Annotated in this window: 26 protein-coding genes, 1 pseudogene and 1 riboswitch; of the genes and pseudogenes, 6 read left to right on the top strand and 21 right to left on the bottom strand. The window is 42.5% G+C overall.

Annotated features, from left to right (window positions below):
- From DXC04_RS00285 to DXC04_RS00260, 6 genes and pseudogenes are all read right to left on the bottom strand, one after another.
- The gene (locus tag DXC04_RS00285; RefSeq protein ID WP_118287943.1) at positions 1-837 is read right to left on the bottom strand and encodes an ABC transporter permease; all 837 of its coding nucleotides are present in this window, start codon (positions 835-837) and stop codon (positions 1-3) included.
- A gap of 498 nt (positions 838-1335) precedes the next feature.
- Positions 1336-2415 (bottom strand): annotated as a pseudogene (locus tag DXC04_RS16060) (ABC transporter ATP-binding protein); the annotation flags it as partial.
- Positions 2416-2478: 63 nt separating this feature from the next.
- Positions 2479-3012, bottom strand: a complete 534-nt coding sequence (locus DXC04_RS00275) for a helix-turn-helix domain-containing protein (protein WP_021860344.1) — start codon at positions 3010-3012, stop codon at positions 2479-2481.
- A 291-nt stretch (positions 3013-3303) separates the two neighbouring features.
- Positions 3304-3939: an ECF transporter S component gene (locus tag DXC04_RS00270; RefSeq protein WP_021860774.1), complete on the bottom strand. Its 636-nt coding sequence runs from the start codon at positions 3937-3939 to the stop codon at positions 3304-3306.
- 165 nt (positions 3940-4104) lie between these two features.
- Positions 4105-4229: riboswitch (FMN riboswitch) on the bottom strand.
- Positions 4230-4344: 115 nt separating this feature from the next.
- Positions 4345-5253: a YitT family protein gene (locus DXC04_RS00265; RefSeq protein WP_118659457.1), complete on the bottom strand. Its 909-nt coding sequence runs from the start codon at positions 5251-5253 to the stop codon at positions 4345-4347.
- A 56-nt stretch (positions 5254-5309) separates the two neighbouring features.
- A complete protein-coding gene (locus DXC04_RS00260) occupies positions 5310-7466 on the bottom strand; it encodes a Tex family protein (protein WP_118659455.1) in 2157 nt (718 codons plus the stop codon).
- A gap of 181 nt (positions 7467-7647) precedes the next feature.
- Here DXC04_RS00260 and DXC04_RS00255 point away from each other — a divergent pair, with 181 nt between their 5' ends.
- The 4 genes from DXC04_RS00255 to DXC04_RS00240 all read left to right on the top strand — a co-directional run bounded on the left by DXC04_RS00255 (position 7648) and on the right by DXC04_RS00240 (position 10813).
- Positions 7648-8256 carry a TetR/AcrR family transcriptional regulator gene (locus DXC04_RS00255; protein ID WP_021860771.1) on the top strand — a complete coding sequence of 203 codons (609 nt, stop codon included), beginning with the start codon at positions 7648-7650 and terminating at the stop codon, positions 8254-8256.
- Between the two features lie 3 nt (positions 8257-8259).
- Positions 8260-9204 carry a diacylglycerol/lipid kinase family protein gene (locus DXC04_RS00250; protein ID WP_118659453.1) on the top strand — a complete coding sequence of 315 codons (945 nt, stop codon included), beginning with the start codon at positions 8260-8262 and terminating at the stop codon, positions 9202-9204.
- Between the two features lie 13 nt (positions 9205-9217).
- A complete protein-coding gene (locus tag DXC04_RS00245; RefSeq protein WP_118659451.1) occupies positions 9218-10042 on the top strand; it encodes a glycerophosphodiester phosphodiesterase in 825 nt (274 codons plus the stop codon).
- Positions 10043-10144: 102 nt separating this feature from the next.
- Positions 10145-10813: a phosphatase PAP2 family protein gene (locus DXC04_RS00240; RefSeq protein ID WP_021860768.1), complete on the top strand. Its 669-nt coding sequence runs from the start codon at positions 10145-10147 to the stop codon at positions 10811-10813.
- 168 nt (positions 10814-10981) lie between these two features.
- On the opposite strand, the gene mutY is transcribed toward DXC04_RS00240, so the two are convergent.
- From mutY to DXC04_RS00220, 4 genes are all read right to left on the bottom strand, one after another.
- On the bottom strand, positions 10982-12712 hold the full coding sequence (mutY, locus tag DXC04_RS00235; protein WP_118659449.1) for an A/G-specific adenine glycosylase: 1731 nt from the start codon (positions 12710-12712) through the stop codon (positions 10982-10984).
- The gene (locus DXC04_RS00230) at positions 12699-13373 is read right to left on the bottom strand and encodes a GTP pyrophosphokinase (RefSeq protein ID WP_021860766.1); all 675 of its coding nucleotides are present in this window, start codon (positions 13371-13373) and stop codon (positions 12699-12701) included. The genes mutY and DXC04_RS00230 overlap by 14 nt, the downstream gene beginning before the upstream one ends.
- Positions 13374-13474: 101 nt before the next feature.
- Positions 13475-14008 carry a cob(I)yrinic acid a,c-diamide adenosyltransferase gene (locus DXC04_RS00225; protein WP_226976675.1) on the bottom strand — a complete coding sequence of 178 codons (534 nt, stop codon included), beginning with the start codon at positions 14006-14008 and terminating at the stop codon, positions 13475-13477.
- A gap of 68 nt (positions 14009-14076) precedes the next feature.
- On the bottom strand, positions 14077-15141 hold the full coding sequence (locus DXC04_RS00220) for a PTS transporter subunit IIC (protein WP_118659447.1): 1065 nt from the start codon (positions 15139-15141) through the stop codon (positions 14077-14079).
- A 185-nt stretch (positions 15142-15326) separates the two neighbouring features.
- On the opposite strand from DXC04_RS00220, the gene DXC04_RS00215 reads away from it, so the two are divergent.
- Together DXC04_RS00215 and DXC04_RS00210 are read left to right on the top strand one after the other, a co-directional pair.
- Entirely contained in the window at positions 15327-15590 is a 264-nt protein-coding gene (locus DXC04_RS00215; protein WP_021860763.1) for a hypothetical protein, read from the top strand.
- 14 nt (positions 15591-15604) lie between these two features.
- The gene (locus DXC04_RS00210; RefSeq protein ID WP_021860762.1) at positions 15605-15856 is read left to right on the top strand and encodes a hypothetical protein; all 252 of its coding nucleotides are present in this window, start codon (positions 15605-15607) and stop codon (positions 15854-15856) included.
- Positions 15857-16009: 153 nt separating this feature from the next.
- Here DXC04_RS00210 and DXC04_RS00205 read toward each other — a convergent pair whose 3' ends face one another.
- The 11 genes from DXC04_RS00205 to DXC04_RS00160 all read right to left on the bottom strand — a co-directional run bounded on the left by DXC04_RS00205 (position 16010) and on the right by DXC04_RS00160 (position 23870).
- Positions 16010-17644: a Na/Pi cotransporter family protein gene (locus DXC04_RS00205; protein ID WP_117536895.1), complete on the bottom strand. Its 1635-nt coding sequence runs from the start codon at positions 17642-17644 to the stop codon at positions 16010-16012.
- Positions 17645-17811: 167 nt separating this feature from the next.
- Positions 17812-18168: a stage V sporulation protein AE gene (gene spoVAE / locus DXC04_RS00200; protein WP_117537107.1), complete on the bottom strand. Its 357-nt coding sequence runs from the start codon at positions 18166-18168 to the stop codon at positions 17812-17814.
- A gap of 78 nt (positions 18169-18246) precedes the next feature.
- Complete coding sequence (locus DXC04_RS00195) at positions 18247-19263, bottom strand: stage V sporulation protein AD (RefSeq protein WP_199692509.1); 1017 nt, start codon at positions 19261-19263, stop codon at positions 18247-18249.
- Positions 19264-19265: 2 nt separating this feature from the next.
- Positions 19266-19745, bottom strand: a complete 480-nt coding sequence (locus DXC04_RS00190; protein WP_118659443.1) for a SpoVA/SpoVAEb family sporulation membrane protein — start codon at positions 19743-19745, stop codon at positions 19266-19268.
- 4 nt (positions 19746-19749) lie between these two features.
- A complete protein-coding gene (locus DXC04_RS00185; protein ID WP_118659441.1) occupies positions 19750-20169 on the bottom strand; it encodes a stage V sporulation protein AB in 420 nt (139 codons plus the stop codon).
- Entirely contained in the window at positions 20129-20785 is a 657-nt protein-coding gene (locus DXC04_RS00180) for a stage V sporulation protein AA (protein ID WP_118659439.1), read from the bottom strand. Before DXC04_RS00180 ends, DXC04_RS00185 begins: the two co-directional genes overlap by 41 nt.
- A complete protein-coding gene (locus DXC04_RS15665; RefSeq protein ID WP_199692508.1) occupies positions 20769-20936 on the bottom strand; it encodes a hypothetical protein in 168 nt (55 codons plus the stop codon). The genes DXC04_RS00180 and DXC04_RS15665 overlap by 17 nt, the downstream gene beginning before the upstream one ends.
- 64 nt (positions 20937-21000) lie before the next feature.
- The gene (locus tag DXC04_RS00175) at positions 21001-21714 is read right to left on the bottom strand and encodes a SigF/SigG family RNA polymerase sporulation sigma factor (protein WP_021860755.1); all 714 of its coding nucleotides are present in this window, start codon (positions 21712-21714) and stop codon (positions 21001-21003) included.
- Positions 21693-22148: an anti-sigma F factor gene (gene spoIIAB, locus DXC04_RS00170; RefSeq protein ID WP_118519547.1), complete on the bottom strand. Its 456-nt coding sequence runs from the start codon at positions 22146-22148 to the stop codon at positions 21693-21695. The genes DXC04_RS00175 and spoIIAB overlap by 22 nt, the downstream gene beginning before the upstream one ends.
- Positions 22149-22460, bottom strand: a complete 312-nt coding sequence (gene spoIIAA / locus DXC04_RS00165) for an anti-sigma F factor antagonist (protein WP_021860753.1) — start codon at positions 22458-22460, stop codon at positions 22149-22151.
- Between the two features lie 84 nt (positions 22461-22544).
- Positions 22545-23870, bottom strand: coding sequence for a tetratricopeptide repeat protein (locus DXC04_RS00160; RefSeq protein ID WP_118659437.1), 1326 nt, complete (start codon positions 23868-23870; stop codon positions 22545-22547).
- Positions 23871-23880: the final 10 nt, after the last annotated feature.

Below are 23880 nucleotides of genomic sequence, written 5' to 3'. Positions count from 1 at the left end.
TTATACCCCCTTTCCGCCCTGATTATGCTGCTCCACTTTCCGTACAGCCATCATCAAAAGCATCATAATAATCGCCATGATCATAGACACCGCACTTCCGAAATTCCACTCTCCGACTGTGATAAACTGGTTTTCGATCATATTTCCGATAAGGAAATACTGACCGCCTCCAAGCAGCTTCGGAATAAAGAACGAGCTGACTGCCGGAAGGAATACAAGCGTAATTCCATTAATTACTCCCGGCATGGAAAGTGGCAAAGTAATTCTGCGGAAAGTCTGTGCGGGACTGGCCCCGAGATCCGCACTCGCTTCAATCAGCGAATAATCCATCTTGCTTAAGGACGTCTGGATCTGCAGGATCATAAACGGAAGAAAGTTATATACCATACCGAGCAGTACGGCGCCCTCTGTATAGAGAAGCTCTACATTTCCAAGTCCGAAAAATCCAAGTATTTTCTGAAAAATACCACCGTTGCTCAGAAGTCCGATCCATGCGTATGTTCGCACAAGCATGTTGATCCACATCGGCAGTGTAATGCATAAAATCAATATATTCTGTACTTTTTCTGTGCTTCTTGCTATATAATATGCGATCGGATAGCCGAGAAGCAGACATAAAACGGTTGTCTTCACCGCAATCAGTATGGAACGCCAGAGGATTAATAAGAAATCCGGATCGGTAAAAAATTTGGCATAATGTTCCAGTGTGAACGAGAAAGAAATGATGCTGTTGCCTTGATTCATTACAGAATACAGTGCGATCAGTGCCATCGGAAGAACAAGCATCATCACTGCCCACACGATATACGGCCATGCAAGCTGCTGAAAACGTTTCATCTAGTACACCACCTTTGACATGACATGAATATCTTCCGGGAAGAATGTCAGGCCGACCTCCTGTCCTTCCTCCGAATAATCAGTTGTATGGATCTTAAATTCGCGACCGGTTGTTGAAAATGTGATCTGATATACACCTTCTGTCACTTCTTCCGGTTCAAAGTCATAATCTACACTGATGTCCACACTCTGATCTTCATCACTTAACTTCCAGCCCTGTGCATTTGCCCATGTTTTCAGATCTGTATCCAATGCCTGTGAATCATTGATCTCATCTACTGTTTTGAAGAAGTTGAACGCCATAACCGCTTCATTTGCCTTTTCATTCTTAACGAACGGCTGGTTGACTACAAAGATTGTTCTCTCGATGCTTGTTCCATCTGCGGTTGTAAATGTAACCGGATACTGTCCTTCTTCTTTCTCCAGTTCGTATTCTACTTTTGCAATGGATATATAATCATCTGTCTCTACTTCCCATGCCTGCGCATTGGAGAACGCGATAATCTCTTTATCATCCATTTCTTCCACATCGTCAACATCAACATAGAAGTTGTTTGCACTGATTTTTTCTTTTCCGTCTTCACTTGTCACTTCGTGATTGCGGATGACACGCATATTTACCGTAACGCTGGTTCCCGGAACTGTCTCCACCATGATTTCATAATGAACACCTTTGAACAGCACACTCAAAACTTCTCCGGTCATCTTGCCATCTTTTACATCTACAATATCAATATCTTCCGGACGGATGACAACGTCTACTTTTTCATTCTTCTTAAATCCATAATCCACGCAGTCAAATACAATATCATCAAACATGACTTTATAATCATCAATCATCGTTCCTGATAAAATGTTGCTTTCACCGATAAAGTTTGCTACGAAACGGTTTGCCGGTTCATTGTAAATATCCTGCGGCGAACCGATCTGCTGGATCTCACCATTTTTCATAACAACGATCTTATCCGACATCGTAAGTGCCTCTTCCTGATCATGTGTTACGAAAATAAAGGTGATACCGACCTCCTGCTGGATCCGTTTCAACTCATACTGCATCTCTTTTCTGAGTTTCAGGTCAAGCGCAGCAAGCGGCTCATCAAGAAGCAGCACTTTCGGTTCATTGACAAGCGCTCTTGCAATTGCAACACGCTGCTGCTGACCTCCTGAGAGCAGTGTTGTATTCTTGTTTTCAAATCCTTCCAGTCCGATAAGCTTTAACATCTTCATGACTTTCTGGTCAATGATGTCTTTTCCGACTTTTTTTATCTTAAGCCCAAATGCAATATTTTCATAAACACTCAGATGTGGAAAGAGTGCGTATTTCTGAAACACCGTGTTCAGTTCCCGCTCATACGGCGGCTTATTACTGATCTCCTCGCCATCAAAAATCACACTTCCTTCGTCTGCTTCCAGGAATCCTCCCAGAATCCGAAGAAGTGTTGTCTTACCGCAGCCACTTGGCCCGAGCAGTGTTACAAATTCATTTTCATAAATGTCAAGATTGATTCCTTTTAACACAACCTGGCTGTCAAAACTTTTGACAATGTTGCGGAATTCAATGATCTTATTCTCTTCCATCTCACGTCTCCCTTCTATAATCTGTCAGCTATAATATCTTAGCCTTTTATCGTTCTCGTCTGTTTAAAACATCGGCGGGTTGGTGATCCACAATACTTTTGCTTCCCCGCTCCCATGATTATATAAATAATGGCTTCTGGAACCATCCATATAAAACGTTTCCTTCGCCTTTACTTTATATTTCTTCTTGCCACGCACAATTGTTATGCTGCCTTTTAATACATAGCCAAATTCTTCTCCCTGAAACGCCGACACTTCCCGGCTTTTCTGATGTGGCGCCAGTGTTAAAATAATAGGCTCCATCTGGTTCTTTTGTGCATTAGGCACAATCCACTCAATCTGAAAACCTTCCTGTTCATCCACGAAAAAATCCTGCTGTCCGAATACAATCTGATGCTCTTCTTCCTCATGGAAAAAGTCTGACAGATTACTTCCAAGCGCTTCCAGAATATCTTCCAGCGTTGCGATACTCGGCGTTGTCAGATTCCTCTCCACCTGGGACAGAAAGCCTTTTGACAGCTCGCTTCTGGATGCCAGATCATTCAGCGTCAGGTCATTTTGCAAACGCAGTTCTTTCAATTTCTTTCCGATATCCACCCTATCACCTCCGAGATATATTTTCGTTCTGGAGTTTTCTATTACTATACTTTATGTTCAAAATTACCGAACAAAGTTTATTATACACGGTTACGGGAATATTTCAAGAGATTCACAGATTTTTTGAAGCCTGGTTCTAGTTTTTTTGGATATTTTTTCAAAAAAAATTAAAACCTGTATTTCCCACCAGATGGCAACTTGCTGAAAACTGCATTATAATACAAGCAAGGACAGAACCCTAAAAATCAAGGCTCTGTCCTTCTTTTTTTCATCATTATCTAATATTTTCTTCTATCTTCCCATATGGAATATCGGGCTGATCTTCTTATAGATCAAAAATACGATCAACGATACCAGCACACCTTTTAACAGGTTAAATGGCACGATTGCAAAGATGACAAGCGTTGTAACACTTGTAATGTGGCTGTTCACTGCTGTTCCCATGCCAACCAGTGCATCCATCGGCATCTGGAACGCTTTTGCATAAGCCGGTAATAATACGTATGCATTAAGGAAACATCCAAGGATTGTCATAAATAATGTTCCGCTGATCATACCAACGATAGCGCCTGTACGGTTATGCTTTTTCTTGTAGATCAGACCTGCCGGTACCACAAATGCGCATCCGATCAGGAAGTTAGCAATCTCACCTACCCCTGCTGTCATGGTTCCATTTACCGCAAAGTTCAGAATGATCTTGATGAATTCAATCGTTGCTCCTGCCAGTGGTCCCATTGCAAAACATCCGACTAATACCGGAACTTCACTGAAATCGATCTCGTAAAAAGATGGTGCAAACGGAAGCGGAATCTCGAAAAGCATTAATACTAATGCGATTGCAGATAACATTCCAACCTGTGCCATTACACGGATCTTTGTCCTGTTCTTTGTCTGTGCTGCTGCCATTGTTTTTGTACTTGTACTCATATGTTGGTCTCCTTTAAAATACTTATATTTAGAAAGAAAACTTCTGGAACTATGCATTACATCTTGCTGAAGTTTTTATATAGTAAGAAAATCAATTTCCTATTGCAACAATAAAACCCCGGTATCAAACAAAATACCGGGGTAATAATATTGCTTTTTCTATGCATAACTCTTCTCTCATCCAGACTTTACTGTCGGTATCGGAATTACACCGATTCAGCCGGTACATATCATACCGGGTCGCGGACTATACCGCCGGTTGGGACTTTCACCCGACCCCGAAGAATCTTTCTCTTTGTTTTTTATTATAGTGCTGTACTTCTTAAATTGCAAGTGAAACTTTGCCGAAGTCTTATCTCACACAAACATCCATTATGTCTGACTTTCAAAATAACTTTCAAAAATCTAAGACTGTCTGTCACCTGCCGACTTCCGGTCTTCCGGAAGTTCCTGATAACGGATACGTTCGAATGTAAATCCCTGACCTCGCACTTCATTGATCTGTGTGATCGTAATAAATGCGTACGGATCGATGCTGTGGATCATTTCTTTTGTGGAATACAGTTTCCGGTTCGGAATGATGCACATAACACCTTTCTGTTTTTCATGACGATAACCGTTTTCAATATAGATCATCGTTGTTCCAAGATCGAGCTTGGATAATAAATCTTCCCGGATCTCTTCGTATTTCTCAGATATGATGAACAACTGTATCTGTGAAGTTCCAAGCAGCATCACCTTATTTAGTAGTACCGTTGTCAGCACCAGATTCAAAATACCGTACATCACCTGTTCTGAATTAGAAAAGAGAATCTGTGAAGAAAGCACAATAAAATCAACCACATACATAAGCGGTGCCAGTGGAATATGTGCCACTTTGTTCAGGATCAGTGCTATGATGTCGGTTCCGCCTGTAGAAGCACCAACTCTTACAATGATACCAATTCCAATTCCCATAAGCACTCCCGCATAAATTGCGGACAGCAGCTGATTATCTGTCAGCGTTGTAATTCCCGGTATCTTCTGGACAACTGACAGGCAAAGCGGATATAAAAATGTACTTACAATCGTTGTAACTGCAAATTTTTTTCCGAGTATAAAAGCTCCTGACAGGAACAATATGACGTTTACACCTAATAATACAACCGACAGGGACATCGGCACATAATGTGTGATCGTAAGTGCAATACCGGTTGCGCCTCCCATGACAATACCTGTTGGTACGATAAATGCTGCAACTGCAAATGCCAGAATGATATTCCCCAATAATACTCCGGCAAGTGTGATCAATGTTTTTCCCCAATTTTTCTGCATACTAAACACCTCTCGCTTTTTTGTATTTTTTATTAAATTACTTTTGTTAAATTATTTTATTGAATACCTTTCATTGTCAGCTGGATTCTCTTTTTCTTAAGATCCACACTTAAAACTTTGACATCCACGATATCACCAACGCTTACTACTTCCAGTGGATGTTTTACAAATTTCTTATCGCTTAATTCTGAAATGTGTACCAGTCCGTCCTGATGGACACCGATGTCAACAAAGGCTCCAAAATCGATGACATTTCTCACTGTTCCTTTTAATACCATGCCTTCTGTCAGGTCTTTCATTTCCAGAACATCCGTGCGGAGGATCGGTTTTGGCATCTCATCTCGCGGATCTCTTCCCGGTTTCTCCAATTCTTTTACAATATCTTCCAGTGTGATCTCACCAATTCCAAGCTCTTCTGCCAGACGTTTTTTATCACGGATCGTAAGTGATAATCCTGTCAGTTTTCCTCCTTTGATATCATCTACGGAAAATCCCTGCTTCTTCAACAGTTCTTCTGCTGCCGCGTAGGACTCCGGATGTACGCTGGTCGCATCTAACGGATTATCTCCGTCCTGAATACGCATAAAACCTGCACACTGTTCAAATGCTTTCGGTCCCAGTTTTGCTACTTTTAATAATTGTTTCCGGTTTGTAAATTTGCCATTTTCCTCACGATATACAACGATATTTTTGGCAATCGCAGAAGAAATACCGGAGATATAGGAAAGCAACGGTGCGGATGCTGTATTCAGATCGACACCGACTTTATTTACGCAATCTTCTACAACACCGGAAAGTGCTTCGCTTAATTTCTTCTGGTTCATATCATGCTGATACTGTCCGACTCCGATCGATTTCGGATCGATCTTCACAAGCTCAGCAAGCGGATCCTGCAGTCGTCTTGCAATGGACGCTGCACTTCTCTGCCCGACATCAAAATTCGGGAACTCTTCTGAAGCAAGTTTACTTGCCGAATATACAGAAGCTCCTGCTTCATTTACAATGATATACTCTACTTTTTCCGGAATCTCTTTTAATAACTCTACGATAAACTGCTCAGATTCTCTGGATGCAGTTCCATTTCCTACTGAGATCAGTGATACATGATACTTCGGAATAATCTTCTTTAATAAATCTTTGGACGCCTGGATCTTCTTCGGTGTTGTCGGTGCAGTAGGATAGATGACTGTTGTACCGATAACTTTTCCGGTCGGATCTACAACTGCAAGTTTACATCCGGTTCGGAATGCCGGATCCCAGCCAAGCACGGTTCTTCCTGTGATTGGAGGCTGCATGAGAAGCTGTTCTAAGTTCTTCCCGAACACTTCGATTGCTCCATCCTCTGCTTTTTCCGTCAGTTCACTCCGGATCTCCCGCTCGATTGCCGGTGCGATCAGACGTTTATAACTGTCCTCTGCTACTTCTTGAAGTACCGGAGTCGTATACGGATTATCTGTGCGGATGATCTGTTTTTCCAGATATCGTAAGATATCATCCTGCGGTGCTTCTACTTTTACGGTCAGGAACTTCTCTTTCTCTCCACGGTTCAGTGCAAGGATGCGGTGTCCTGCCAGCTTGCTGAGTGCTTCTTCAAATTCGTAATACATCTCATAAACCGACTCCTGTTTTTCATCCTTTGCATTGGAAATAAGTGTTCCTTTCTGCATGGTTCTCTTACGGATCCAGCTTCTGTATGCTGCTTCATCGGACACTGCTTCTGCAAGAATATCCTTCGCGCCGTCCAGCGCATCTTTGACTGTCTCTACACCTTTTTCTTTATTAACATAGTCTTCTGCCAGCTTCTCCAGCGGCTCTTTTGCTTTCTGTAAAGTAATCAGTGCTGCCAGTGGCTCCAGTCCCTTTTCCTTCGCAATCGTCGCACGTGTTCTTCGTTTCGGGCGATACGGACGATAGAGATCTTCTACCACGACCAGTGTCTGTGCCGCAACGATCTTTGCTTTCAGCTCTTCTGTCAATTTTCCCTGTTCTTCTATACTTGCCAGTACCTGTTCTTTCTTCTCCTCTAGATTCCGTAAATAGGTCAGTCTTTCATATAATTTACGAAGCTGTTCGTCGTCCAGTGTACCAGTTGCTTCTTTTCTGTATCTGGCGATAAATGGAATTGTATTACCTTCATCGATCAATTTTACAGCCGCTTCTACCTGCCACTTTTTTACGCCTAATTCTTCTGTAATCTTCTGATTGATATCCATAATTATATCCTTTCTGAATGTTACTTTCTGTGGCTTTCCACAATCTTTCTTATTATAGCGAAAATGTCTCTTTCTTGCAATGGAACAGTAAATACAGAGTTCACTCTGTTTTATTGAAAACAGCTATTTATTATGTTATACTTAAGGTTATCATAAAAGAAAAAGGAGATTCTTGATCATCATGAATCAAACAGTACAAACAAAACCATTGTCCAAGCAGCAGCAGAAGTCTATGGAAACGAAAGCTCGGATTTTCGCCGCTGCCAAAAATATTTTACAAAAAGACGGATATGAAGCATTGTCGATTAAAAATATCTGTGACGAAGCTGGGGTTTCCAACGGAAGTTTTTATCATCATTTCAAAACAAAAGACGATCTTCTTTCTTATTATATAGAAGAGCAGCCGAGCATCAATCCGGATTTTCTTGATCTTCCGGCTTCTCCGGCTGAAGCTAAAGAAGCGATCATCTACGTCTATCTGAATTATGTACATTACTGCCAGGATCTGGGCGTAGAATTTATGTCGAATTACTATACACCAAAGAACCAGTCTCTGAACCCGCTCATCCGTACGGAGCGTCCTTATCCGATCGTTACGGTCCACAATTATCTGCAGAAATGCATGGATGCCGGAATTTTACAGATATCCGGAGATCTGGAAGCTCTTACAACCGATATCCGTATGATCGTGATCGGTAACGTTTTTGAATGGTGTCTGAAAGAAGGACATGCGGATTTTGAAGGAAATATGAAGCGAAGTCTGGAGACTTATCTGAACGGAGCATTTTAAATCATGTACACTTTTCTTGTAAATCCCGGTTCCAGAAGCGGCCTCGGTCAGACTGTCTGGAACACACTGGAACAATATCTGAAAGAGAACGAGATCTCTTATCAGGTCTTTTTCACTAAATATCAGCGGCATGCCTCGAAGCTTGCCGCTCATTTGTGTGCCGATCCATCTATGGAAACACTGATTGTTCTTGGCGGTGACGGCACTTTAAATGAAGTCATTGATGGCATCAGCGATCTGTCCGGCATCACACTTGGATATATTCCGATTGGATCCAGCAATGATTTTGCAAGGAGCATGGGACTTTCCCGGGATCCACTCACAGCACTTAAACATATCCTTAAGCCTTCCCGTTTTGCATACTTAAATATCGGAGTGACAGAATATGAAACAGACAGCAAGCCTTATTGCCGGCGCCGTTTTGCTGTCAGTTCCGGTCTTGGATTTGATGCCGCTGTCTGCCATCAGGTAATCGTCTCTCCGCTGAAACGATTTCTTAATAAGCTGCATCTTGGAAAACTATCCTACGTTGGCGTTGCACTTTCCCAGATTTTCACCATGACACCCTGTGATATGCACATTCGGCTTACGGATCTGTCCGGTGATACAGAAGAAATACTTTTTCACAAAGTTTATTTCGCTGCGGCTATGAATCAGCGCACAGAGGGCGGTGGATTCCGTTTCTGTCCAAAAGCAGATCCTTCTGATGATATTCTGGATGTTATTGTAGTAGAAGGATTCCCGAAAGCTGTCATTCTTATGCTTTTGCCAACCGCTTTTAAAGGATGGCATGTATTTTTCAAAGGAATCCATACATATCAATGTAAAAAAGCAACTTTTACCAGCCCGAAACCACTTGCGGTCCATACAGACGGAGAACCGGTATATTTAAAACGAGAAATTACCTGTTCTCTGGAACCTGAGAAAATTCGTCTGATTTTAAGTTAAGGAGATGTATTTTATGTATCACGGAATACTCATTTTTATTGTTTGTCTGTGTTTATTTGTTCTCTTTTTACTTTTCCCCCGGACAGGCAAACGGCAGGAACTTTTAAAATTGTATCGTGGAACCTGTTTTGCTCATCGTGGATATCACAGTATTGAAAATGGAATTCCAGAAAATTCTATGCCCGCGTTCCGGCAGGCGCTTTCCCACGGTTATGGCATTGAGCTGGATGTTCATCTCACCAAAGATGGCAGACTGGTTGTTTTCCACGATGATACTCTGAACCGTGTCTGTAAAAAATCCGGCACGATCGAAGATTTGACAGTTCCGGAGCTGAAAACATGCCGTCTCCAGGATACGGAAGAACAGATTCCTCTGTTTGAAGATGTTCTGTCACTGGTAAACGGACAGGTACCTCTTCTGATCGAATTGAAAATTCCCGGTCGTTCCACCGCTATCTGTCAGCATGTTCATAAGGCCCTTTCCTGTTATCATGGAAATTATATGATTCAGTCTTTTAATACGATGGGACTTTTCTGGTATCGCAGGCATGCTCCGGAAGTTCTGCGTGGACAGCTTTCTTCCAGACTTACGAAGGATCCTCTGAAAGAACTCTGGTTTTTACGTTTTCTTGCCGAAAACCTGCTTCTTAATTTTCTTGGCAGACCGGATTTTATTTCTTATAAACTGAAAAACCTTCCTAAATTTACTGTTTCTTTCTTACGGAAATTCTTTGGAACACCTACAGCTGTCTGGACACTTCGTACACCTGCGGCATTGCTGGAAGGCAAACGCTGTTATGATATGCAGATTTTCGAAAAACATGGTGAAAATTATTAAGAATAGATGAACATTGTTGTTGATTCTATCTTTTCATGTTATAATCCGTTGAGAAACTTAGCTAATCTTTAGATAAGACTTGTTATATAAAGGGGCGTAATTATGCAATCCATTACGAAAATCAAACAATTTATCCTGCGGTATCGTCATGCATGGGTTTTATTATATAGCTTTATCTACATGCCTTGGTTCTGTTATCTGGAGAAACACAGATTCAGCCATTACTATCTGATCCACTCACCACTTGACGATTATATCCCGTTTGTAGAATATTTTATTGTTCCGTATCTGTTATGGTTTTTATTTATTGCTGTAACGATCGCATATTTCTTCTTTACGGATAAGAAAGGATATTACCAGCTTACAGCATTTTTATTCACTGGAATGACGATCTTCCTGATCATCTGCACAGTATTTCCAAATGAATTAAACCTGCGTCCGCACACATTTGCGAACGATACTGTTTTTACAAGACTGGTACAACAGCTTTACAGCACCGATACACCGACGAATGTACTGCCAAGTATTCATGTATATAATTCACTTGGCGCTGCTATCGCCATCGGACACAGCCAGGCACTGAAAAAACACCGCGGTATCCAGTTTGTTTCTTACGGACTTGCCGGACTGATTGTTCTGTCTACCATGTTCTTAAAGCAGCACTCTGTAACGGATGTGATCGCAGCAGTGGCACTTACCTTTATGATTTATCCGCTGATCTATGTAACACAGACAAAGCGGGCACCGAAGCTGTCACAGCAGCCGATCTAAGATAAAATATAATATTAAAATAAAAAGGATCGCAGTTGACTGATCTCTATAAATCAATCTGTCAATTGCGATTCTTTTTTATTTTCGTGGAGTGTAATCTTCTAATCACACTCCTCTTCTTTTTCTGATACCCGCGTATTGTTCCGTGCCGAACTTGGTATTCTGGTATCATATAATGTCCTTCGTATATGCTGCAAATGCAGATGGGATGGAATACTTCTCCCGGATCTCTCCCGGATGTATGAACAAAAATCCTTTCTCGTTTGTCTTCTCCAATTCATCCACCTGAATCTGATAACCTTTCATCTGCCACTCCACATGGCTGAAAATGTGCTTTGCATCCGGTAATTTTTTAATTCTTACCGGCATAAGTCCAATAGAACGACAATAGTTTTCTGCCTCTTTTCTTGTCAGATGCCCTTCTACATTCGGCAGTTCATAAAGTCCGGCAAGCAATCCTTTTGCCGGTCTTTTACGGATAGCAATCTCCTGCAGATCTTCAAACAGAAAAACAGTCTTTTTCTCAATCCGCCTTGCTTTTGCCTTTTTCTTCACCGGTAACTTATCTGTCAACCCCTCTTTTTCTGCACGGCATATATTCTTAAGTGGACATTCCCCGCATTTTGGTTCGCCATTTGGCACACAGACAATCGCTCCCAGCTCGATCAGTCCCTGATTAAAATCACTGGCCGCATCTGCCGGAATGACTTCTTCGATCGCTTTCTCCAGCCTCTTCTTCGTGCTCTGCTTCATAATATCTGCATCATCTGCCAGAACTCTCGTTACTACACGCAACACATTGCCGTCTACTGCCGGTTTCGGAATTCCAAACGCAAATGAACTGATTGCTCCTGCCGTATAGCTTCCGATCCCTTTCAGTTCAAGGATTTTCTCATAGTCTGCCGGAAATTCACCGCCATACTCTTCCATGATCTGGATTGCTGCTTTCTGCATGTTGCGTACCCGGTTATAATACCCTAAACCTTCCCACAATTTGAGCAGCTTGTCTTCCGGCGCCTCTGCCAGATCTTTCACTGTCGGCAACGCTTGTAAAAAGCGATCATAATATCCCTTCACCGCTTCTACCCTTGTCTGCTGCAGCATAATCTCTGATATCCATATTCTGTACGAATCCGGGTGATGTCTCCACGGAAGGTCACGGTGGTATTTCCTATACCATCCGGTTAATGGTTCTGCCATCTCATGAAGCTCAGGCTGTCCAAGCACAACCGGGACTTCATCCGCAAGCGTCATGCTGTCTGTCGTCACTACACAGTCTCTTGCCAGGATCTTTACTCCTGCATCCGCGGCTTCCTGTAAGGCTTCCGCAAATTCCGGATGTGTCTGCCTGTTTGGCGTAAAATAGCGTACACCTTTCATCTGTATCACAAACAAGACGTACGCTTCGTACCCCGCTTTTCTTGCTTTCTTTAATTCCTGTACATGCTTTACGGCACGTTCACTCGGCGCATCCGGGAACCGGACTACACCGTCTTCTTCCAATGTAACTCCTTTAACTTCCACCAGAATCTTCTGATTCTTCGTCTCCACATAGAAATCAAATCTGGAATTCTCGTATGTGTACTCCGGCTTTACAAGTACCGGATCCGGCACCAGTCCACCGGCGCAGATCCATTCCTGCGCTACCTTATTCGGTGCCTGTGAATCCATATTGATAAGTCTGTCGCCTTTCTCTACCGCGATAAGATCCCATCCTGTCTTACGCTCAGGGTTATCGCTTTTCTGTATATACACCGGTACCTCCGGCTGCAAAAGTTCCGCACAGCGTCCTGTATTTTTCACATGAACAGTCTCTGTACGACCGGCACATTCCACATAAGCAATAAACCGATTCGGTCTGTCTATAAAACTGCCCGGATAAATATTAGGATACTTCACTTTTCTTCCGTCCTTTTAATTCTTCCTGTTCTTCTACATACGCCTGGATCGCCTCATTTAACGACAGCATCTTCTCATCCAGTGTTGACACCATATCTGCACACTCTCTGAGATCCCGGCTGATATATTCCGGCGCATTTCCCTCAAATTTGTAATAAATCTTATGCTCCAGACTTGCCCAGAAATCCATCGCGATCGTCCGGATCTGGATCTCTACCTTTGTATCTACAACACTGTCTGACAGGAAAATCGGAACCGATACAAGCATGTGATAGCTCTTGTAGCCGCTTGCTTTCGGATTCTTAATATAATCTTTGATAGATAATACCTTTAAATCACTCTGGTTTCCAATCATCTCTGCCAATCTGTATATATCAGAAGTAAATGAACAGATCAATCTTACTCCTGCAATATCGTTGATGTATTTTACCATATTCTCTATGGATGTCTCATAACCGTATCTTTTTAACTTCTTCACAATACTCTCCGGTGTCTTCACACGTGTCTTAATGTGCTCGATCGGATTGTACTGATGTACATGCTGGAATTCGTCATTTAGAATCTCCAGTTTCGTTCCTACTTCCTTTAACGCGGAATTATAAAGAAACATAATGGTCTTCCAGCTGTCCACATCTTCGTAATTCTTAATTGCATTCTCCACGATTGCCTCTCTCCTTCCGTCCTTCGAAGTCTTCTTGCGGCACCCGAAGAGTATAACATAAGCGGCCAGAAATTGTTCCTGTTTTAATAATTTTTTAAGGATTAATATTCGATTCCTTCTCTTGCTGACTGTCCCTTGTCATATGGATGTTTTACTTTTTTCATCTCCGTCACATAATCGGAAGCACGGATGATCCGGTCTGACACTTCATGTCCGGTCATAATGATCTCCAGTCCTCTCGGCTTATGCTCCAGAAAACTCATCAGTTTATCTTCATTCAGAAGATTCAGAGAAACTGCGCACAGTATCTCATCTAAAAATAATACGTCAAACGGACTACAGAATTTGATTATCTCATCTAATGCTTTCGTGTTATAATGCTTTAATTCTGCCCGTTCATCAGAATTCATCTGATTGTAAAATTTGATCTTATCCCTGCCCGGAAGGCACGTTACATTCGGAATCTGCTCCAGGATTGCACGCTCACTGGAAGAATTGTTCTTCATGAATTGAAACATCAGAACCTTAAGTCCGCTCCCCGCTGCCCGGATCACCTGTCCTACTGCCGCTGTTGTCTTGCCTTTTCCTGTTCCGTAATATACATGAATTCTTCCGGTTCCTATCATTGCTAACATCCCCGCTTTCTGTTTTCTCTTCTTTCGTTACCTCTTAACAGTATACCATGAATTCATGTCCTGTGCATTTAGAAATCCAATTTCATGTCTCCGAATTGAATCCATCCTTTTTTTCGCATCCATTCACTGATTCCCAGTGTTACGACTGCCGGAAGCACAATCTGTATCAGCAGAATCTTTAACAATACAACCGCTCCTGTCTCACTTGCGATCATCGTCTGCCAGGTCATGATCTGCCCTACCAATCCTGCCGTTCCCATTCCTGATCCGGTTGCATTACCTGTCATATGCAGAAGAACTGTGCCTGTCGGTCCTAAAACCGCGCTGGACAGGATCACCGGAAGCCAGATTATCGGTTTTCTTACAATATTCGGGACTTGCAGCATAGAAGTTCCAATTCCCTGTGCAAGCAGTCCTCCAATCTTATTCTCTCTGTAGCTTGCCACGGCAAATCCAACCATATTACAACAGCAGCCTATCGTCGCCGCTCCTGCTGCCAGACCGGATAAATTCAAAATAATTCCCAGTGCCGCCGAACTGATCGGCAATGTCAGTATCATTCCCATCAGTACAGAAACAATGATTCCCATCAAAAATGGCTGCTGTTCTGTTCCCCAGTTAATAACCGAACCAAGCCACACCATAAATCCGGAAATCGGCGGTCCAAGGATCAGCCCTACAGCAGAACCTGTTCCGATGCTTATAATTGGTGTTACAAGAATATCCACTTTCGTTTTTCCGGAAACAAGATGTCCGAAATAAATCCCTACATACGCTGCAAGGAATGCACCTAATGGTTCTCCCGGACCTGAATAAACCATTGCTCCGTCAATCAGAACTGTTCCTGCCAGCAATTTACTTGCAAATGCGCCTGTCATACCTGCTGTTGCCGCAGATACAACAACCAGCGGGCTTTCATTAAATTTGTAAGCAACTGCAACACCAATTCCTGCTCCTGTCAGAGACGCAGCTACTTTGCCAATTACAAACAGTATCGTTCCTGCCTGCCCGGGAATAAAACTTCCGATCTGCTGAATGATCGTGCCGATGATCAGCGTTGCAAACAAGCCCTGCGCCATCGCACTTAACCCTTCAATAAAAATCCGATCCAACACTTTCTTTACTTTTTCCATTTTCCCACCTCATAATTACATCCAATACATCATCTGTATTGTTATGTGTCTTGTCATTTAGAAAAATCCTATCATAGCTTCTGCCAAAAAGCAACTTCCATAAAAAGTTTACTCTCTAAAAGTGTTTACTTTTTCTCAGAAAACGACTATACTCATTTCATTATCAGGAAAGCGAGGGAACACTTATGTTTCGTTTATGGGGCAAAGAATTTAAAGACAATCATATGCTTCGGGACACTGTGATCTGTGATGATTCAGATGATACAAGAACCCATAAGATCTTTCACGCACTGGAAGAGATCTGCTATGAATTTGATCTCAGCAAACCAATCTGGCTGGAATCTACGATAGATGAATTTAAACGCCACGATAAGACAAGATTTTATCAGGATAATTTTGTAGATTCTATTGATTTTGATTATCTGGAAATCCATATTATAGAAGAATAAAAAGGAGTTTTATCATGCTGGAACCAATCGGATTATCTTTACAATTTTTAAAGAAAGAAGTCTATACCGGTTCTCATCACGGTATGCGCTATTTATTGCAAAAAGATGAGGATACATTAAAAGCATGTACCTATCCGGAACCATATTGTTTTGAGAAGACTGCTGATGAGAAGAAAGAATGGAAGGAATTTGAATTTTCCGCAGATGGACTTACGCAGGCCTTGGAATGGCTGTCGGAAGTTCACGAAAAGTCTTATAATGATTAAAATTCGATATTCATGTAAAATGTAAACAAAGACACAAAAAATGTCATGTACCGGTTCTTGCTGATACATGACATTTTTTTCCCAATTTTTTATTCGAGTCCGGATGTCTTACTCACAACGGATAAAATACACTTTGCGAGTTTTATCCGCTGATTACTCTTCAAGTACTTCTTCTGCGATATTTCTTGCATGGTCAGAAATACGTTCCATACAAACCAGCGTATCTAAGAATACAATACCCGCTTCTGTATTACATTCATTATTAGACAGTCTCTTAATATGACGGCTCCGCAGTTTCACCTCAAGGTCATCCACTTTTGTCTCTTTTTCAATAACGCGCAGTGCCTTCTCATGGCTCTGCTCTTTAAATGCATCCAGTGCATAGAAATAGCTTTTCGCAGTCTCCTCAATCATTTCTTTTAACTGCTTCTTTGCTGTCTCAGAGAAGGATGCTTTCTTATCTCGGAGCGTCTCTGCAAACTCAGAGATATTTTCACAGTAATCACTGACACGTTCCATATCGGAAAGCACCTGTAACAGATGTGCTGCTTCCTGATGCTCTTTCTCACTGATCTGTAAGGAAGATAATTTGATTGTATAATTGGTAATTCCCGCACAGAGTCTGTCAACATCACTCTCATCATTTTTCAAAATATCAATTGCTTCCTGATCCTGTGTATACAATACATCTTTTGCAACTTCAATGGATCTCCTTACGATCTCGCCCATACGAACGGTTTCTTTTATCACAGACTGCAGAGCAATACTCGGTGTCTGTAACATACGTTCATCGAGAAGTACTGTTCCCGGATCATTGGCATCTTCATCCACACGGCCGATCTTCTTGGCAATTTTCACGATCAGGTTAGATGCCGGGAATAACATAACTGTCGTTGCAATGTTGAAGAATGTATGCACCATACTGATCTCTGTCTGTGTAATATTTCCTGTTCCTGCCTGTGGATTCAGCACGGTAAAGTAAACGATTGCAATGATACTGAAAATAATCGTTCCGATGATATTAAAGATCAGGTGCATAAGTGCTGCTGCCTTCGCATTCTTTTTCGCACCTACACTGGATAAAATTGCTGTAATACAAGTACCGATATTCTGTCCCATGATAATATAAATAGCTGCACTGAATGGTACCAATCCCGCTGCCGCAAGACTCTGCAGAATACCAACCGATGCGGAAGAACTCTGAATCACTGCCGTTACAAGCGCTCCAGCCAGAATACCGAGGATCGGATTCTTTCCTAATGTAACAAACATCTGTACAAATCCGTCAAATTCTTTCAGCGGCTCTACTGCTGATGACATCGTAGAAATACCGATAAAAAGTAAACCAAAGCCAACAATAATATTGGCGATCTCTTTGGATGTACGTCTCTTGCCTGTCAACATGATAACCACACCGATAATCACTGCGATCGGTGCTAGCTTCTCCGGGCTTAAAAATTCTGCCCACTCTACGGAAGATACAAGCCATCCGGTAACGGTTGTACCAACGTTGGCACCCATGATCACTCCCATTGCCTGGGTCAGGTTCATGATTCCGGCATTAACAAAACCAACGACCATGACGGTTGTCGCTGAAGAGCTCTGAATGACTGCTGTGATAGCAGCTCCTAGTAACACTCCCATCAATTTGTTCTTCGTCAGCACTTCCAGCAGTGATTTCATCTTACTTCCCGCTGCGTTCTCCAGTCCCTGTGCCATGATCTGCATACCATAAATAAACATTCCAAGACCACCGACAAAAGGTATCAGTATATCTACATAATTCATTGTCTTCCTCCTACAAATATGTCCCTTATGCTGTTTTTTAAGCTTATTTTTTTACAATTTCTTAATTTATTCTTAACAAGCTCACTATTTTTACAATACCATTTGTTATAGAAGAACACAATCTTTTTTTCGATTTTTTTAATATCTTTTTGGTATCTCCTTTTCAATTACTCCTTCATTTTCGGCTCAAATATAAGCGAAGCCAGATATCCAAATATTAAAGCACCGGCAATTCCCGCCGCACTCGCCTGGAAACCTCCCAGAAAAATTCCGATCACGCCTTCTTCGTCAACCGCCTTTCTGACACCTTGCCATAGGAGATTTCCGAATCCTGTAAGGGGAACGCTCGCACCGGCGCCCGCATATTCCTGAATTGGTTCATAGATTCCAAGTGTGCCAAGTACTGCCCCGGTACACACCAGAAGAACCATGATCCGCCCGGGCATCAGTTTCGTCCGGTCTAACAAAATCTGCACCAACGCACAGATTAAACCGCCCACCCAGAATGCATTAATATATTCCATCTTATTTCCTGCCTTTCTTTTTTGTAAAATTGCAGGAGAAATACTCTCTCCTGCCAAAGCGTTCATTTATATCACATGCTATACATGTTCCAGTACGATCGCATGTGCGATCCCCGGCACACTCGCTCCCTCGTTGTAACTAACCGTAGACATAAGAGCCCCGGTCGGCACAAACAATACACGCTTCCATTCACCGCTTTCTATTTTCGGCAGAATATAAGCACTGAGCGTTGTCGCAGCACAGCCACATCCACTGCCCCCGGCATGTGTATCCTGCGTACTCTGATCAAAAATCTGCATTCCGCAGTCCATATGCCTCTTTTTAATATCTATATCTTTTTTTCTCATCAGGTCAAATAGAATACTCTGTCCGACATAGCCAAGATCTCCGGTTATGATCCGGTCATAATCTTCGGGCTGTCTTCCAAAATCTTTAAGATGCTGCCAGATCGTATCACATGCCGCCGGCGCCATACAAGCCCCCATATTCTGGGAATCTTTTAAGCCGTAATCAATGATCTTTCCTGTTGTAATTCCAGTGATCTTCACACGACTTTTCTTCTGTGCTCCATCCGCACCGATGATGAATGCACCACTTCCGGTCACAGTCCACTGCGCGCTCAAGGGGCGCTGGCTGGCATAACCGAGCGGAAAACGGAATTCTTTTTCCGCACAGGCAAAATGACTGGATGTTACAGCAAGCATATACTCGCCATAGCCTGCCCCCACGCACATAGCTCCCAATGCAAGCGCTTCACCAGAAGTAGAACAGGCGCCATACAGACCGAACAGTGGGATTTCAAATTGTCTTGCTCCCATAGATGTGACGATTCCCTGCCGTAGCAGATCACCTCCAAATGTCAGCCGGATGTCCTCCGGTTTAAGACCTGCTTTTCCGAGCGCAATCTGGCATGCTTCCTTCTGCATTGTACTCTCTGCCTCTTCCCAGCTGTCTTCTCCGAAAAGATCAGTTTCTTCTATAATATCAAATAACTCCCCAAACGGACCTTCTCCTTCTTTTTTCCCAACAACAGATGCACTGCTTATAAGATATGGTCCTTCTTTAAAAATAATACTCTGTTTTCCTCTTTGCATCTTCAGACTCCTTTCCCGAAAATACAGTAAACAATACCCAGTACCCAGCTGGTGAAGATTCCATATAAAATCACCGGTCCTGCAATTGTAAAGATCTTGCAGCCAATACCCATGACCTGTCCTTCTTTTTTATATTCAATTGCCGGTGCTGCTACCGAATTGGCAAATCCGGTAATCGGAACAAGTGCCCCTGCGCCTCCCCATTTTGCAATCTTCGGGTATATATTGAATCCTGTCAGCAGAACACTTAAAAATACCAGTATCAATGAACACCAGCTTCCACCGATTTCTTTGGTCATTCCCATATTTTCACACCAGTTCAGTAAAAATTCCCCGATCGTACAGACGATTCCGCCGGTCAGGAATGCGCGGAACATATTTGTTCCAAGTGCATGCACCGGTGTTTTCTGTTTTACATATTTTTTGTAGTTTTCTTTTTTCATTTCCTGCGCTTTTTTGTCATTTATCTCATTACTTAACATTCTGTCATTTCGCCTCCTGTAAAAGCATCCATATACATCCGAGTGTTTTCCCGGCTGCGATTCCTAAAATAATACCTGCAAGGCAGTTCACCAGATTAAAACGTCGCATAAATACCGGGAACAGATTCAGGATCTCTGCCAGCGCCATTGCCCAGCAGCCGACAAACATCCCTGAAAATATCCCCACCGCCGCCAGCAGTATCACACCGCCATGAAGCGGTATCTGACAGAGCCAGAACAGATTGCCCAAAATACCGCCAAGCATTACGCATGTTTCGTACCACTGGATCTTATCTCCTGTGTGTGTCCGGTCTGCGAAATCCGAGATTACGCCAAGTTCTGCGATAAATGCAAACAGACCACCTGCTGCCACCGCACCTGCACTACTTCCTATGACCGCAAGAAGAATCTGTCTGATCCACATGAAGCTCCCTCTCCTTTCTCGAATATGTTTCAATCAGGGTTGTCTGAATATCATTTTCATACAGCCGCATCTCTACTTCCATCGGTGTCGGATCAACGGTAAATTTCTTCTTTCCAAAATGATTGAAGAAGATCAATATTCCAACTGCAAGCCCAAGACTGTATGTCAGTTCCAGTATGGTAAAGCCATCCGGTTTATTCCCCATGATCTGTGTGTATATCTGGTCGAAAAGTTTGGGTGCATCCACATCGTTATTAAATGCCATGATGGAAAATGCCGCACCAAAAAAACTCAACACGGACACAAACACGACTTTTACGCTCTGCATGAATCTGCTGCCTTTCCCCGGCTCTTCATAGGTTACAATAAAATCAGGCTCTCCGATACTCTGCACTTCTGCGTTCGGATACACTTCCTGTATCATAGAAACAACTTTCAGCACCGATACCGCTACACGACCGTTGATTCCTTTTAACAGGCGAAGAGACCGGACTTTTGCTTCCATTGATGGATTCACGCATGTAATCTCCAGCACTTCTCCCAATGTTATGTCCGGTTTCTTTACTTCTGTATTACGACCTGCCTTAATATAGATTGTTTCACTGTTCGATGCCACTTTCTGCCTCCCACCTTCTATCTACCAGCGTTCCTTCCGTCTCTCTTTCCGCCGCATTACACTCTGCAAAATAATAGATCATACCGATCAGAACCGCTGCCGCCACAACGCAGATCAGGCATATCCGGAACTTCTTTCTGGTTTCATCCATACTTTCACCTTCTTTCTGTGATTAGTATGGATGGTTCCAGAAAAAATATTCATGGATATGCCTGTCAGATCTGTTCCCGCATACTTTTTAATATTTTTTTCTCCATCCGAGATACCTGTACCTGCGAAATACCAAGTTCTTCTCCCACCTGAGACTGTGTACGTTCTGCAAAATATCTCAGATAGATCAGTCTTCGTTCTTCTTTATTAAGACTTGCCAGCAATTCTTTCAAAAACATGTGATTCAGCACTTCTTCCGTCTCTTCTGCCGGACTTGCCAGTTTGTCTGCCAGTGTCAGCTCCTGTCCGTCTTTTCTGTAGATTGGTTTATGCAGAGATTCCAATTCTCCGGTCGCTTCAAACGCCTGTACCAGTTCTTCCGGTTCTACCTGCATCTCTGCAGCAACTTCTGTAATACATGGCTCGCGTCCCAGTTTTTTACCAAGTGCTTCCTGACAGAGATACCCACGGTATGCCAGTTCTTTCAGCGATCTGCTCACTTTGATCATTCCATCGTCCCGCAGAAAGCGTTTGATTTCACCGACGATCATCGGGACTGCATAAGTTGAAAATTTCACTTCATATTTCAGATCGAATTTGTCAATCGCTTTCAAAAGCCCGATCGTTCCGATCTGGAACAAATCTTCTGCTTCCACACCCCGGTTAAAATACCGTTTCACAATACACCAGACAAGTCCTGTATTTTCTTCCACAAGCTGCGCTCTTGCCGTACGGTTGCCCGCATGTGATTTTCTGATCAAAGCGATTGTGTGATCCATAATTTACGTCCTTTACCAATAGTTTTTGCCATCTTTACCGTCGTTCCTTTCCCGACTTCCGACTCCACTTCCAAAAGATCCATAAATGCTTCCATAAAGGAAAATCCCATTCCCGACCGATCCAGTTCCGGTCTTGTTGTAAAGAGCGGTTCCATTGCCTGCTTTACATCTTCAATTCCTTTTCCCTGATCAGAGATTTCTACATATAAAGTCTGTCCTTTTGTTTTACAGTGGATGCGGATGTTATGTACTTCATTTTCATATCCATGTATAATGGCATTTGTTACAGCTTCTGAAACTGCCGTTTTCACATCCGACACTTCTTCCAGTGTCGGATTCAGTGACGTCATAAATGATGCAACAGTTACTCTGGCAAAAGATTCATTTGCCGAGCGGCTGTCAAAAATAAGTTCCATTTCATTCGTATTTTCCATCTACCTGTCCTCCTCATAAATCTGCATGATCCTGGTTACTCCTGACATTGTCAGTATTTTTTTCATTCTTTCACTTGTATGCACGGCACACACCTCTCCTCCCAGCATATAAATTCGTTTATATCTCCCCATAATGACACCGATTCCGGAGCTGTCCATAAATGTCGTATCCGTAAAATCAAAGATCACATACCGGATATGATTCTGGTCGATCAGATAATCGGAACGTTTCCGGATTTCTTCTGCATTGTGATGATCCAGTTCTCCGGGGAGAAAAATAGTAAGACAGTTCTCCTGCACTTCATATTTCATTGTGTGTCCTCCTTTTTTGAGTAAAGAAAAAGGACATGCTTCTTCGCATATCCTTTTCTTTCGTAATTACATTCATATATTTATTTAGTTTTGTTTATTCTGTTTATTCAATGCCTCTTGCGCTGTTGTAGCCGCTTCTTTTCCGCTGTACTTATCGACAATCTTCTGATAGTATGTATTAGCCTTGCCTGTCTTATTCTGTTTTTCATAGCATTGTGCAAGAAGGAGCATTGCTTTTCCATCATTGTAACCCTGGTCCATCTGCATGATCTGATCCAGATTACTGATCGCAGTATCATAATTTGCCGCATCATAATTTGCTGTCGCAGTAGCAAATAATCTCTGGCACATTGTCGGATAAAGTGATGATGTAATCTGCTCAAATTGTTTCTTTCCCTGTGTGCCAAGTGTGCTCTTATTCACTTTCAGAAGCTCTGCCAGCATATCCGCATTACTCATATCACCGGCTTTGTAATGATCAGCAATGTTCATCACCGCCTCATAGCTTTCCTGTGTTGTAGCTGCGGTTGCTTTTGATTTCTTATTCTTCTTGTCGGAAGAGCGGTAAGTTTCCAGTTCTTTCTTAAGTGCACTAATCTGCGCATCCTGCGTTGCAATCTGGTCACTGAACGAAGCCGTCTGTTTGTTGACAGTCTTCTGTCTTGAATTAGATACCGCCGGAAGGATCAGAAACCACATAACCGCGACACCGACTGCAAGTCCGATCAAAATATTCAGAACTGTATGCAGCCCCAGATTTTCTTTAAAATTACCGGATGCCGGCTGAATGATCGTCTCATTTCCCAGATTGTAAGAAACAAAATCTTCTTTTTTCTTATCTTTTATTCTGACAGTTCTGCTCTTTCGGATCTGATTCAGTTCATGCATATATCGAAGTGTCACCGGATCTGTCGTATCTAGCCTGTGCGCTGCACGGATCTCCTGTCTCGCCATAGAATACTGTTCATTCTTCAGATACAGAAGTGCCAGAAGCTGGCGTGCTTTTACATAACCCGGATGCGCGGCAACTGCTTTCTTAAGCTGCATGATCGCAATATCATCGCCACCCTGTCTGGCATATTTAATACTCTGGTTATATTTTTTGACTGCTTGGTTCACTTGCTCCAGCTCTCCCGGAACTTCCTGTACCTTTTTAATAAAATAATTGGCAATATTATCTTTGGATTGGAAATTCTTACTGAGAATCCATTCTACAAGTGCTTCTACCACTTCTCCTCTGCCATAATAAACAAGACCGAGAAGGTTTCTGGCTGCTACATTCGCATTATTATATTGTAAACTACGTCTGAGCGATAGAATTGCTCCGGACAGATCCCGTATATTCGCACGCTTCAGACCATCATTATACCAGTAGTTGGACTGGTACACGAGTTTCGTTGAATAATCCATATAATCCCCT

The organism is Dorea sp. OM07-5 (assembly GCF_003481355.1).
Lineage (GTDB): Bacteria > Bacillota > Clostridia > Lachnospirales > Lachnospiraceae > Dorea_D > Dorea_D hominis.
Note: the sequence above shows the minus strand (reverse complement) of the source record. Positions and strands in the feature narration are given on the sequence as shown.

What these genes read in the sequence shown, in the direction of transcription:
- DXC04_RS00255 (WP_021860771.1), top strand. Translation starts at nt 7,648, where the DNA reads ATGAATCAAACAGTACAAACAAAACCATTGTCCAAGCAGCAGCAGAAG.
- DXC04_RS00250 (WP_118659453.1), top strand. Translation starts at nt 8,260, where the DNA reads ATGTACACTTTTCTTGTAAATCCCGGTTCCAGAAGCGGCCTCGGTCAG.
- spoIIAA (WP_021860753.1), bottom strand. Translation starts at nt 22,460, where the DNA reads ATGAAATATGAAGTGCAGGAGAACTGTCTTACTATTTTTCTCCCCGGA.
- DXC04_RS00220 (WP_118659447.1), bottom strand. Translation starts at nt 15,141, where the DNA reads ATGGAAAAAGTAAAGAAAGTGTTGGATCGGATTTTTATTGAAGGGTTA.
- DXC04_RS00225 (WP_226976675.1), bottom strand. Translation starts at nt 14,008, where the DNA reads ATGTTAGCAATGATAGGAACCGGAAGAATTCATGTATATTACGGAACA.
- DXC04_RS00175 (WP_021860755.1), bottom strand. Translation starts at nt 21,714, where the DNA reads ATGGATCACACAATCGCTTTGATCAGAAAATCACATGCGGGCAACCGT.
- DXC04_RS15665 (WP_199692508.1), bottom strand. Translation starts at nt 20,936, where the DNA reads ATGGATGAAACCAGAAAGAAGTTCCGGATATGCCTGATCTGCGTTGTG.
- DXC04_RS00265 (WP_118659457.1), bottom strand. Translation starts at nt 5,253, where the DNA reads ATGCAGAAAAATTGGGGAAAAACATTGATCACACTTGCCGGAGTATTA.
- DXC04_RS00215 (WP_021860763.1), top strand. Translation starts at nt 15,327, where the DNA reads ATGTTTCGTTTATGGGGCAAAGAATTTAAAGACAATCATATGCTTCGG.
- DXC04_RS00185 (WP_118659441.1), bottom strand. Translation starts at nt 20,169, where the DNA reads ATGTGGATCAGACAGATTCTTCTTGCGGTCATAGGAAGTAGTGCAGGT.
- DXC04_RS00205 (WP_117536895.1), bottom strand. Translation starts at nt 17,644, where the DNA reads ATGAATTATGTAGATATACTGATACCTTTTGTCGGTGGTCTTGGAATG.
- DXC04_RS00285 (WP_118287943.1), bottom strand. Translation starts at nt 837, where the DNA reads ATGAAACGTTTTCAGCAGCTTGCATGGCCGTATATCGTGTGGGCAGTG.
- DXC04_RS00240 (WP_021860768.1), top strand. Translation starts at nt 10,145, where the DNA reads ATGCAATCCATTACGAAAATCAAACAATTTATCCTGCGGTATCGTCAT.
- DXC04_RS00270 (WP_021860774.1), bottom strand. Translation starts at nt 3,939, where the DNA reads ATGAGTACAAGTACAAAAACAATGGCAGCAGCACAGACAAAGAACAGG.
- DXC04_RS00260 (WP_118659455.1), bottom strand. Translation starts at nt 7,466, where the DNA reads ATGGATATCAATCAGAAGATTACAGAAGAATTAGGCGTAAAAAAGTGG.
- DXC04_RS00245 (WP_118659451.1), top strand. Translation starts at nt 9,218, where the DNA reads ATGTATCACGGAATACTCATTTTTATTGTTTGTCTGTGTTTATTTGTT.
- DXC04_RS00160 (WP_118659437.1), bottom strand. Translation starts at nt 23,870, where the DNA reads ATGGATTATTCAACGAAACTCGTGTACCAGTCCAACTACTGGTATAAT.
- DXC04_RS00190 (WP_118659443.1), bottom strand. Translation starts at nt 19,745, where the DNA reads ATGTTAAGTAATGAGATAAATGACAAAAAAGCGCAGGAAATGAAAAAA.
- spoVAE (WP_117537107.1), bottom strand. Translation starts at nt 18,168, where the DNA reads ATGGAATATATTAATGCATTCTGGGTGGGCGGTTTAATCTGTGCGTTG.
- DXC04_RS00195 (WP_199692509.1), bottom strand. Translation starts at nt 19,263, where the DNA reads ATGCAAAGAGGAAAACAGAGTATTATTTTTAAAGAAGGACCATATCTT.
- DXC04_RS00210 (WP_021860762.1), top strand. Translation starts at nt 15,605, where the DNA reads ATGCTGGAACCAATCGGATTATCTTTACAATTTTTAAAGAAAGAAGTC.
- spoIIAB (WP_118519547.1), bottom strand. Translation starts at nt 22,148, where the DNA reads ATGGAAAATACGAATGAAATGGAACTTATTTTTGACAGCCGCTCGGCA.